Origin of the sequence: Bacillus sp. FSL R5-0560, from assembly GCF_037966305.1 — a bacterium.
Lineage (GTDB): Bacteria > Bacillota > Bacilli > Bacillales > Bacillaceae > Bacillus > Bacillus mojavensis.
Map to the genome: position 1 here is coordinate 744512 of NZ_CP150195.1, position 11558 is coordinate 756069.

The 11558-nt window shown below is 44.8% G+C and carries 6 protein-coding genes and 2 pseudogenes; 7 read left to right on the forward strand and 1 reads right to left on the reverse strand.

Annotated features, from left to right (window positions below; genetic code table 11):
- Positions 1-366 precede the first annotated feature (366 nt).
- The 3 genes from gatC to gatB are packed head-to-tail and all read left to right on the forward strand — an operon-like array spanning position 367 to position 3574.
- Positions 367-657 (forward strand): Asp-tRNA(Asn)/Glu-tRNA(Gln) amidotransferase subunit GatC, encoded by a 291-nt coding sequence (gene gatC / locus NST56_RS03650; protein WP_003219442.1) that lies wholly within the window; start codon positions 367-369, stop codon positions 655-657.
- A 15-nt stretch (positions 658-672) separates the two neighbouring features.
- Positions 673-2130 carry an Asp-tRNA(Asn)/Glu-tRNA(Gln) amidotransferase subunit GatA gene (gene gatA / locus NST56_RS03655; protein WP_339180045.1) on the forward strand — a complete coding sequence of 486 codons (1458 nt, stop codon included), beginning with the start codon at positions 673-675 and terminating at the stop codon, positions 2128-2130.
- A 13-nt stretch (positions 2131-2143) separates the two neighbouring features.
- Positions 2144-3574, forward strand: coding sequence for an Asp-tRNA(Asn)/Glu-tRNA(Gln) amidotransferase subunit GatB (gatB, locus tag NST56_RS03660; protein ID WP_010333268.1), 1431 nt, complete (start codon positions 2144-2146; stop codon positions 3572-3574).
- Between the two features lie 30 nt (positions 3575-3604).
- On the opposite strand, the pseudogene NST56_RS03665 reads toward gatB, so the two are convergent.
- A pseudogene (locus tag NST56_RS03665) lies at positions 3605-4469 on the reverse strand (TetR/AcrR family transcriptional regulator); the annotation flags it as partial.
- 130 nt (positions 4470-4599) lie between these two features.
- Here NST56_RS03665 and srfP point away from each other — a divergent pair.
- The 4 genes and pseudogenes from srfP to NST56_RS03685 all read left to right on the forward strand — a co-directional run bounded on the left by srfP (position 4600) and on the right by NST56_RS03685 (position 11518).
- Positions 4600-7752, forward strand: a complete 3153-nt coding sequence (gene srfP, locus NST56_RS03670; RefSeq protein ID WP_339182069.1) for a surfactin resistance protein SrfP — start codon at positions 4600-4602, stop codon at positions 7750-7752.
- A gap of 152 nt (positions 7753-7904) precedes the next feature.
- Complete coding sequence (locus NST56_RS03675) at positions 7905-8816, forward strand: diacylglycerol kinase (protein ID WP_010333270.1); 912 nt, start codon at positions 7905-7907, stop codon at positions 8814-8816.
- Positions 8817-8873: 57 nt separating this feature from the next.
- Positions 8874-10254: pseudogene (rlmD, locus tag NST56_RS03680) on the forward strand (23S rRNA (uracil(1939)-C(5))-methyltransferase RlmD).
- A 145-nt stretch (positions 10255-10399) separates the two neighbouring features.
- Positions 10400-11518 carry a DUF3578 domain-containing protein gene (locus tag NST56_RS03685; RefSeq protein WP_127695783.1) on the forward strand — a complete coding sequence of 373 codons (1119 nt, stop codon included), beginning with the start codon at positions 10400-10402 and terminating at the stop codon, positions 11516-11518.
- Positions 11519-11558 lie beyond the last annotated feature (40 nt).

Consider the following 11558-nt stretch of genomic DNA (forward strand, 5'->3'; position numbering starts at 1 on the left):
TTGATGGTGCCAGTTAAGCAGCCTGGCGCAAGTGCGACACAAAAGACATTCTTTTGCAGGTGCACTTGGTAACTTAACCTAACAAAGTATTCCCACCCATTCAAGCGGTGAAACATGGCCGCCCAGCGGGAAATATCGGGGCAAACCAAGAAGGGAATAGAGATTAAAACGCTTTCAAAAATAATTAAAGTAAAAATTTTCAGAAAAATATTTCGTTTCTCCTCCGGCTCTTTTTAGTATAAAATATATAGGGTATTGTCTCGAAAACACAGGCCCGCCCCAAGGCGTTTTGTTGCTTTAAAGGGCTTGTTTTTGATATGATCAGTATTATATGACTTAACGGAGAAATATGTGGAGGTGGATCATATGTCACGAATTTCAATAGAAGAAGTAAAGCACGTTGCGCATCTTGCGAGACTTGCGATTACGGAAGAAGAAGCAAAAATGTTCACTGAACAGCTTGACAGCATCATTTCATTTGCCGAGGAGCTGAACGAGGTCAACACAGACAATGTGGAGCCTACAACTCACGTGCTGAAAATGAAAAATGTCATGAGAGAAGATGAAGCGGGTAAAGGTCTTCCGGTTGAGGATGTCATGAAAAATGCGCCTGACCACAAAGACGGCTATATTCGTGTGCCATCAATTCTGGACTAAAGGAGGGACACAAGAATGTCATTATTTGATCACAAAATCACAGAATTAAAACAGTTCATACATAAAAAAGAGATTAAGATTTCTGACCTGGTCGATGAATCTTATAAACGCATTCAAGCGGTTGATGATAAGGTACAAGCCTTTTTGGCATTAGATGAAGAAAAAGCGCGCGCATACGCAAAGGAGCTCGATGAGGCGGTTGACAGCCGTTCTGAGCATGGTCTCCTCTTTGGGATGCCGATCGGCGTAAAAGATAATATCGTAACAAAAGGGCTGCGCACAACTTGCTCCAGCAAAATTCTCGAAAACTTTGACCCGATCTACGACGCAACTGTCGTTCAGCGCCTTCAAGATGCTGAAGCGGTCACAATCGGAAAATTGAACATGGACGAGTTCGCCATGGGATCATCAACAGAAAACTCAGCTTACAAGCTGACGAAAAACCCTTGGAACTTAGATACGGTTCCCGGCGGTTCAAGCGGCGGATCTGCGGCTGCGGTTGCTGCGGGAGAAGTTCCGTTCTCTCTTGGATCTGACACAGGCGGTTCCATCCGCCAGCCGGCCTCTTTCTGCGGCGTTGTCGGGTTAAAGCCTACATACGGACGCGTATCCCGTTACGGATTGGTCGCATTTGCGTCTTCTTTAGACCAAATCGGGCCGATTACACGTACGGTTGAGGATAACGCATTCTTGCTGCAGGCCATTTCAGGTGTTGATAAAATGGACTCTACAAGCGCAAATGTAGACGTTCCAGATTTTCTTTCTTCATTAACTGGCGATATCAAAGGATTGAAAATCGCTGTTCCAAAAGAATATCTTGGCGAAGGCGTCGGCAAAGAAGCGAGAGAATCTGTTCTTGCAGCGCTCAAAGTTCTAGAAGGCCTTGGCGCTACATGGGAAGAAGTATCTCTTCCGCACAGTAAATACGCGCTTGCGACGTATTACCTGCTGTCATCTTCTGAAGCGTCTGCGAACCTTGCACGCTTTGACGGCATCCGCTACGGATACCGCACAGACAACGCGGAAAACCTGATCGACCTATACAAGCAAACGCGCGCTGAAGGCTTCGGAAATGAAGTGAAACGCCGCATCATGCTTGGAACATTCGCTTTAAGCTCAGGCTACTATGACGCGTACTATAAAAAGGCGCAAAAAGTGCGTACTTTAATTAAGAAAGACTTCGAAGACGTATTTGAGAAATATGATGTCATTGTTGGACCAACTACACCGACACCTGCATTTAAAATCGGTGAAAACACGAAAGACCCGCTCACAATGTACGCTAACGATATCCTAACAATTCCGGTCAACCTTGCCGGCGTTCCGGGTATCAGCGTGCCATGCGGATTTGCAGACGGACTTCCGCTCGGCCTGCAAATCATCGGAAAACACTTTGACGAAAGCACTGTATACCGCGTCGCTCATGCATTTGAACAAGCGACAGACCATCATAAAGCAAAACCTGAATTGTAAGGGGTGAAATGAATTGAACTTTGAAACGGTAATCGGACTTGAAGTCCACGTTGAATTAAAAACAAATTCAAAAATTTTCTCAAGCTCTCCGACGCCATTCGGCGCGGAGGCGAATACACAGACAAGCGTCATCGACCTCGGATATCCGGGTGTCCTGCCTGTACTAAACAAAGAAGCCGTGGAATTCGCAATGAAAGCGGCAATGGCGCTGAACTGTGAAATCGCGACGGATACGAAGTTTGACCGCAAAAACTATTTCTATCCGGACAACCCGAAAGCGTATCAGATTTCTCAATTTGATAAGCCGATCGGCGAAAACGGCTGGATCGAAATTGAAGTCGGCGGAAAAACGAAGCGTATCGGCATCACACGTCTTCACCTTGAAGAAGATGCCGGAAAACTGACGCATACAGGCGACGGCTATTCTCTTGTTGACTTCAACCGCCAGGGAACGCCGCTTGTCGAGATCGTATCAGAGCCGGATATCCGCACGCCGGAAGAAGCTTATGCGTATCTTGAAAAGCTGAAGTCCATCATTCAATATACAGGCGTGTCTGACTGTAAAATGGAAGAAGGTTCACTTCGCTGTGACGCCAATATCTCTCTTCGTCCGATCGGCCAAGAGGAATTCGGCACAAAAACGGAATTGAAAAACTTGAACTCCTTTGCGTTTGTTCAAAAAGGCCTTGAGCATGAAGAAAAACGCCAGGAGCAGGTTCTTCTGTCCGGCGGTGTGATCCAGCAGGAAACTCGCCGTTACGATGAAGCAACGAAGAAAACCATTCTTATGCGTGTCAAAGAAGGTTCTGACGATTATCGTTATTTCCCTGAGCCTGACCTTGTCGAGCTTTACATTGACGATGAATGGAAGCAGCGCGTAAAAGCAAGCATTCCTGAGCTTCCGGATGAACGCCGCAAGCGTTATATCGATGAGCTTGGCTTGCCTGCATATGATGCGATGGTTCTGACACTGACAAAAGAAATGGCAGACTTCTTCGAAGAAACAGTTCAAAAAGGTGCTGAAGCAAAACAAGCATCAAACTGGCTCATGGGTGAGGTGTCAGCTTATCTGAACGCTGAGCAAAAAGAGCTTTCTGATGTGGCGCTGACACCGGAAGGCCTTGCCGGCATGATTCAATTGATTGAAAAAGGAACGATTTCTTCTAAAATCGCGAAGAAAGTGTTCAAGGAATTAATTGAAAAAGGCGGCGACGCTGAGAAAATTGTGAAAGAAAAAGGCCTTGTGCAGATTTCTGACGAAGGTGTGCTTCTGAAGCTTGTCACAGAGGCGCTTGACAATAATCCTCAGTCAATTGAAGACTTTAAAAACGGGAAAGACCGCGCGATCGGCTTCCTTGTCGGACAAATTATGAAAGCGTCCAAAGGACAAGCCAACCCGCCGATGGTTAACAAAATCCTGCTTGAAGAAATTAAAAAACGCTAATGAAAAAGCAGCTCTCCTCATTGCAGAGGGAGCTGCTTTTTTATGATCAAATAGAAATAAAGATAGAGATCAAAGCGCGAAGCTTTTCAACTTCTTCGAAATCACTTCCGGTCAAATTTGACAGCAGGCCTTTGATAATCGGCTTGCGTGGCTTTTCCTGCGACAGCTCCTCCTCGATCACATCGAGCGAAACGATGATGTCCTCAGGCAATGCGCTGTTTTCTTTCACTTTTTGAATGTCCTGAAGGATCTGACCTTTATTCGCGGGCATTAGGCTGTAAATATCTTTTGGCATGAGCGGACTCAGGCTGGAACGGCTTAGCCCCTGTACAAGATCATCCAGTCTTTCCATGATAAATTCAGATATTTTGTCTGCATCAATTTTGATTTCTTCATTAAACACCATCACATTCATATAGGAGTGCACAATGCCTCTTGCCATGATGGAGAGGTCTGAGAGGTAATTCTCAGTTTCCTTGCCATAAGTCGCAAGCAAAGCGTTCCGATACAGTTTATCTGTCTCGGCTGTGACTTTGTAAAAGTATTGCTTCACTTCCTGGTTTTCCGGGATGATATTTTCAGTAAGCAACAGAACAATAAAATCCTTATGATCGCGAAAATCCTCAAACTGAGCGCTGATTTGTTTTTTCAGCACATCCTTAGGCGGCTGTCCGGCGAGATTCTCTTCTATTTGTTGCATTTTTTTCATAGACATGCCAATGTAATATTCACAGGCAGACAATAGCAGCGCTTCTTTTGATTTGAAATGCAGATAAAAAGCGCCTTTTGAGATGCCGCATTCGCTGGCGATTTCCTGGATGGTCGTCGAAGCGTATCCTTTTTTCGCAAATAAACGAATGCTTGTTTTTATGATTCTCTCTTTTTTCTCATTCATGATGTGCTTCCCCTTAATCCTTGAAAAATTTAGAAAAATTTTCTGGTATATGAGTTGACGATGTTGCGTTATACCGTTTAGTATTATATAGAATGACCAGTCAGTCAATAAAAACACAATGGAGGATATGATGAATCACGTTATTAATTTCGTTCTGAAAAACAAATTCGCCGTATGGCTGATGACGATTATTGTAACGGCAGCCGGCTTGTACGCGGGTATGAATATGAAGCAAGAATCCATTCCTGATGTAAACATGCCCTACCTGACAATCAGCACGACATATCCGGGAGCGACGCCTAGCCAAGTCGCTGATGAAGTAACGAAACCGGTTGAACAAGCGGTGCAGAATTTGGACGGCGTGAGCGTTGTTACGTCGACGTCCTATGAAAATGCATCGTCGGTTATGATTGAATATGATTATGAGAAAGATATGGACAAAGCGAAAACAGAAGCGGCTGAAGCATTAGAAAACGTCAGCCTGCCTGATGACGCGAAAGACCCGGACATTTCACGCTACAGTTTGAACTCCTTCCCAATTCTGACGCTGAGCGTGTCCAGTGATTCAGATAATCTGCAAAAGCTGACAAAACAAGTGGAGGACAGCCTCGTTTCTAAGCTTGAAGGAATAGAAGGCGTTGCTTCAGTCCAAGTATCAGGCCAGCAGGTGGAAGAGGTTGAATTCTCTTTCAAAGAAGACAAACTGAAAGAATACGGCCTTGATGAAGATACAGTTAAGCAAGTGATTCAGGGGTCAGATGTGACAACGCCGCTTGGATTGTACACATTCGGAAATAAAGAAAAATCTGTCGTCGTCAGCGGCGATATTGAAACCATTAAAGATTTGAAGAATATGAGAATTCCAACGGCATCTGCTTCTAGTGCAGGCAGCAACGCCGCAGCAGCAGCACAAAGTGCACAAGCGGCTCAAAGCCCGCAGGCAGCAGCACAGGCGCAGCAAAGCGTAAGCACAGACGTGCCGACGGTCAAGCTATCTGACATTGCAACGATTAAAGATGTCAAAAAAGCTGAATCAATTTCCCGCACAAATGGAAAAGACAGCATCGGCATCAACATCATCAAAGCAAACGATGCCAACACGGTAGAGGTTGCCGACAATGTCAAAGATGAACTGAAGCAGTTCAAAGAAGACCATAAAGGCTTCAACTACAGCGCAACACTCGACATGGCAGAGCCGATCACACAGTCAGTTGAAACAATGTTAAGCAAAGCCATCTTCGGTGCTATTTTTGCGATTGTGATTATTCTCTTATTCTTAAGAGATATCAAATCAACATTAATTTCAATTATTTCTATTCCATTATCATTGCTGATCGCACTTTTCGTGCTGCAACAGCTTGATATCACACTGAATATCATGACGCTCGGTGCAATGACCGTTGCCATCGGACGGGTTGTTGATGACTCCATTGTTGTGATCGAAAACATTTACCGCCGCATGAGGCTGAAAGATGAACCGCTGCGCGGAAAAGCTCTGGTCCGTGAAGCAACGAAGGAAATGTTTAAACCGATCATGTCATCAACTATTGTGACGATCGCGGTATTCCTGCCGCTCGCACTGGTAGGCGGACAAATTGGTGAATTGTTTATTCCTTTCGCCTTAACAATTGTATTTGCGCTTGCCGCATCCCTGTTGATTTCGATCACGCTCGTGCCAATGCTCGCACACAGCCTGTTCAAAAAATCATTAACGGGAGCGCCTGTAAAAGCGAAAGAACACAAACCTGGCAGACTCGCAAACATCTATAAAAAAGTATTGAACTGGGCGCTGAGCCACAAATGGATCACGTCTATCATCGCCGTTCTGATGCTGCTCGGAAGCTTGTTCCTTGTACCGTTAATCGGTGCCAGCTACCTTCCGTCAGAGGAAGAAAAAACGATGCAGATCACATACAGCCCTGAACCGGGTGAAACGAAAAAAGAAGCGGAAGATGAAGCTGAAAAAGCAGAAAAAATCCTGCTTGACCGCAAGCATGTCGATACGGTTCAGTATTCATTAGGCTCTGGCAGCCCGCTTGCCGGAGGAGATTCAAACAGCGCATTGTTCTATATCAAATATGACAGCGACACGCCGAACTTTGATAAAGAAAAAGACAACGTGCTGAAAGAAATCAAAAAGCAGTCTGACCGCGGAGAATGGAAGTCACAGGACTTCAGCTCTTCAGGCAATAACAATGAATTGACATACTATGTGTATGGCGATTCAGAAAATGAAATTAAAGACACTGTCAAAGACATTGAGAAGGTCATGAAGGATGAAAAGGATCTGAAGAACGTAAACTCAGGCCTTTCCAGCACATATGATGAGTACACATTTGTGGCTGACCAAGAAAAGTTGAGCAAACTCGGTTTAACAGCTTCTCAAATTTCTAAGGCCTTAATGTCAGAGACAGCACAGGACCCGCTCACAACCGTGAAAAAAGACGGCAAAGAGCTTGACGTGAACATTAAAACCGAAAAAGACGAGTATAAGAGTGTCAAAGATTTAGAGAACAAAAAGATCACATCAGCGACCGGCAAAGAAGTCAAAATCGGTGATGTGGCAAAAGTAAAAGAAGGCACAACATCTGATACGGTGTCTAAACGTGACGGAAAAGTGTATGCTGATGTCACAGGTGAGGTTACATCAGACAACGTTACAGCTGTATCCGTTGATGTCCAGAAGAAAATTGATAAGCTTGACATGCCTGACAATGTAACGATCGATACAGGCGGTGTTTCCGCAGATATCGCGGATTCCTTTACGAAGCTTGGATTAGCGATGCTTGCGGCGATTGCGATCGTCTACCTCGTGCTTGTGATTACATTCGGCGGAGCATTAGCGCCATTTGCGATTCTGTTCTCACTGCCGTTTACAATCATCGGTGCCCTTGTCGGACTTTACGTATCAGGTGAGACAATCAGTCTGAACGCGATGATCGGTATGCTGATGCTGATCGGTATCGTTGTTACAAACGCCATTGTCTTAATTGACCGCGTAATTCATAAGGAAGCGGAAGGACTGTCTACAAGAGAAGCGCTCTTAGAAGCCGGCTCCACACGACTCCGTCCGATCCTGATGACAGCCATCGCGACAATCGGCGCCTTGATTCCATTAGCACTCGGTTTCGAAGGCGGAAGCCAGGTCATTTCAAAAGGACTCGGCGTAACGGTTATCGGCGGTTTAATCAGTTCGACGCTTCTGACGCTCTTAATCGTGCCAATCGTATACGAAGTATTGGCGAAGTTCCGCAAGAAAAAACCGGGAACAGAAGAAGAGTAAAAATGACAAAAAGCCTCAGCTATGCTGGGGCTTTTCTGTGTTTCCTTCTGTAAGATTATGTACATTTTGTTGCGATTTTTTTAACTCATAGTATAATTAAAGGTTGTTAGTGTAAAAATGGATCGGATACTCTTAAGTAGGATGATGAGATAATGAAACGTGCACGCATAATATACAATCCGACTTCGGGACGGGAGGTCTTTAAAAAGCATCTTGCCCAGGTCCTGCAAAAATTTGAACAAGCCGGCTATGAAACCTCCACCCATGCCACAACATGCGCGGGAGACGCAACGCACGCTGCCAAGGAAGCGGCATTGCGTGAGTTTGACCTGATCATTGCGGCAGGCGGAGACGGAACGATCAACGAGGTCGTCAACGGGCTTGCCCCATTAGACAATCGTCCGACACTCGGCGTCATTCCAGTCGGCACAACAAATGACTTCGCCAGAGCGCTCGGCATTCCGCGAGAGGATATACTAAAAGCGGCGGATACGGTGATTAACGGCGTTGCCCGCCCGATCGACATCGGACAGGTCAACGGCCAGTATTTTATCAATATCGCCGGCGGAGGCCGCCTGACGGAGCTGACGTACGACGTCCCAAGCAAACTCAAAACGATGCTCGGCCAGCTTGCTTATTATTTAAAGGGAATGGAAATGCTGCCTTCACTTCGTCCGACAGAAGTCGAGATTGAATATGACGGCAAGCTGTTTCAAGGTGAAATCATGCTATTTTTGGTCACGCTGACAAATTCCGTCGGCGGGTTCGAAAAACTCGCGCCGGATTCCAGCCTGAATGACGGCATGTTTGATTTGATGATATTAAAGAAAGCAAACCTTGCTGAATTTATCAGAGTCGCATCGATGGCGCTCCGCGGCGAACACATCAACGACCAGCACATTATTTATACAAAAGCGAACCGCGTGAAAGTCAATGTATCAGAAAAGATGCAGCTGAACCTGGACGGCGAGTACGGCGGCATGCTGCCAGGCGAATTCGTGAATCTGTACCGACATATTCACGTCGTCATGCCGAAAGAGAAAGCGGAACAGCTGGATGACTAAAAACTTGGCTTTAATAGGCCAAGTTTTTCTTTCGCTTAAAACAAGAGGTGAACATACATGAAAATGAAACCCCCAGTAGAAAAAAACGAATACTACGACGTGACATTTGAGGATTTGACTCACGAAGGAGCGGGCGTCGCAAAGGTGCAGGGCTTCCCGATCTTCGTGCCGAACGCCCTGCCGGAGGAAAAAGCCCAAATCAAAGTGACACGTGTCAAAAAAGGCTTTGCCTTCGGCCGCCTGATCGAGTTGAAGGAAGAAAGCCCGCATAGAACCGATGCTCCATGCCCAATTTACAAGCAATGCGGCGGCTGCCAGCTTCAGCACATGACCTACGAAGGGCCAGCTCTTGTTTAAACAAAAACAAGTCAAAGACGTCTTAGAACGGATCGGCAAGCTGGACCTGTCCAACGTCACCGTGCACCCGACACTCGGCATGCAAGACCCTTGGAACTACCGGAACAAAGCACAGGTGCCGGTAGGAGAACGGGAAGGCGGACTCGTCGCCGGATTCTATCAGCAAAGAAGCCATGACATCATCGACATGAGCGCCTGCCTGATCCAGCAATCTAAAAACGACGAAGCCGTCCAAGCCGTCAAAGACATTTGTGCCACATACGGTGTCAAAGCCTACAACGAAGAACGCCACAAAGGCTGGCTCCGCCACATCATGGTCAGATACGGCGTCGTTACAGGTGAAATGATGATCGTCTTCATCACAAGAACAAACGACTTCCCGCACAAAGCGAAGATCATTGAAGACATCACAGCGCAATTCCCGCACGTCAAATCCATCGTGCAAAACATCAACCCAAACAAAACAAACGTCATCTTTGGGAACGAAACAAATGTCATCTGGGGCGAAGAATACATCTACGACCTCATCGGAGACGTCAAATTCGCCATCTCCGCCAGATCGTTCTATCAGGTCAACCCAGAGCAGACAAAAGTGCTATACGACAAAGCGCTTGAGTACGCGGAGCTGAAAGGTGAAGAAACCGTCATCGACGCCTACTGCGGCATCGGAACGATTTCTCTCTTCCTGGCAAAACAGGCGAAAAAAGTGTACGGTGTTGAAATTGTGCCGGAAGCGATTGAGGATGCCAAACGAAATGCAGAATTAAACGGCATCACAAACGCAGAGTTCGCGGTTGGAGAAGCCGAGACCGTGATTCCAAAATGGTATGAAGAAGGCATCACGGCAGACACGCTAGTCGTAGATCCGCCAAGAAAAGGCTGCGACGAAGCCCTCCTGCGGACAATTGTGGAGATGAAGCCGAAGCGGGTGGTGTACGTGTCCTGTAATCCGGGTACGCTTGCGAGAGACTTGCGGGTGCTTGTGGATGGCGGGTATCAGACGCTCGAAGTGCAGCCTGTGGATATGTTTCCGCATACGAATCATGTGGAGTGTGTGGCTGTGCTTGAATTTGAGGATTAATGAAGTTATAAAAAGCAAGAGCCTCTCGAATCAGGAGAGGCTTTTTAATTTCCTGTATAATATTAAATAATATATTTAAGAACAGGGGTGTATTAAAATAGTAGATAACGTTACAAGTCTTTCAGATTTCCCCATCAAAGAAAAATTGAAAAAGGTTTTAAAAAATTATCAACATGCCAGGAGTGAAACCTTTAAGAATCATCCTCTTGGTTACCTTGTTCGTCATGAAATAAAGAGAAATCTTATTGCAGAGGCTAAATTAGATCTATCCAAATATCATGTAGCAGGGTCAATTGGGATCGGGAAATGGGCTGAGGTTCCATGGATATCTATTTTTATAAAGAATCTTACAACCTCGGCAACAAGAGGCTACTATATTGTTTACTTGTTTAATGCTGACGGTAGTGGTTTATACGTTAGCTTGAATCAAGGATGGACTTACTTCAAAGAAAAGTATGGAACCAAGTTAGGTAAGGCAAAAATTCAAAAGACAGCTTCTATTATCAGAGAAAAACTAAATACTATACCTCGGAAAATGAACCTTTTGAATATTAGTTTAAAAGGCGAAGGTGATCTTGCGAAAGGATATGAATTAGGACATATATGTGGTCGATATTATGATATTAGTAATTTGCAGGATGAAGAAGCCATCATAAGTGATTTACAAGCTTTATTGATTACATACATAGAATTAGAAGGGTTCATTGGAAACAGATCTATAGAACAGTTTAACGATTTCATTTTGTTGAAGGAAGACGGTTTATTTTTAGAAGATGGGGATAATGAAGAGAAATATCAGTTGGCGACTCAGCAATTCATTGTATCAGAGGGTATAGTTGGGGGATATGAAGTTAATATAAAGCGAGAACGCCCAGATCCAATCTTTAACAAAGGTGGGCAAAAACAATGGTCAAGAAATGCGGGTTTAGCATCAAAAGCTATGATGCTTTCAAATTATACATGTGAAATAGATCGTTCACATAAAACATTTATTTCAAAATCTACAAATAAACCGTATGTTGAGTCGCATCATCTTGTTCCTATTGCAAAACAAGAAGAGTTTCGATATGACTTAGATCAATTGGCAAATATAATTAGTCTTTGTCCACTTTGTCATCGTCTTATTCATTTAGGCAAAGATGAGGAGAAAGAAGAACTGTTGAAAAAATTGTTTGAACAGCGTAAAGAGCAACTTAACCGTGTTGGGATAGAAATTACTTTTTCTGATCTTAAAACGCTCTACGGTATACCTAAATACTTCTAGAGTAACGTACTTTAGTATCTTTCTCTATGCTTTCTAAATT

Bases quoted from the DNA above. Each gene is read 5' to 3' on its own strand.
- gatA (WP_339180045.1), top strand. From the start codon at position 673: ATGTCATTATTTGATCACAAAATCACAGAATTAAAACAGTTCATACAT.
- NST56_RS03675 (WP_010333270.1), top strand. From the start codon at position 7,905: ATGAAACGTGCACGCATAATATACAATCCGACTTCGGGACGGGAGGTC.
- gatC (WP_003219442.1), top strand. From the start codon at position 367: ATGTCACGAATTTCAATAGAAGAAGTAAAGCACGTTGCGCATCTTGCG.
- srfP (WP_339182069.1), top strand. From the start codon at position 4,600: ATGAATCACGTTATTAATTTCGTTCTGAAAAACAAATTCGCCGTATGG.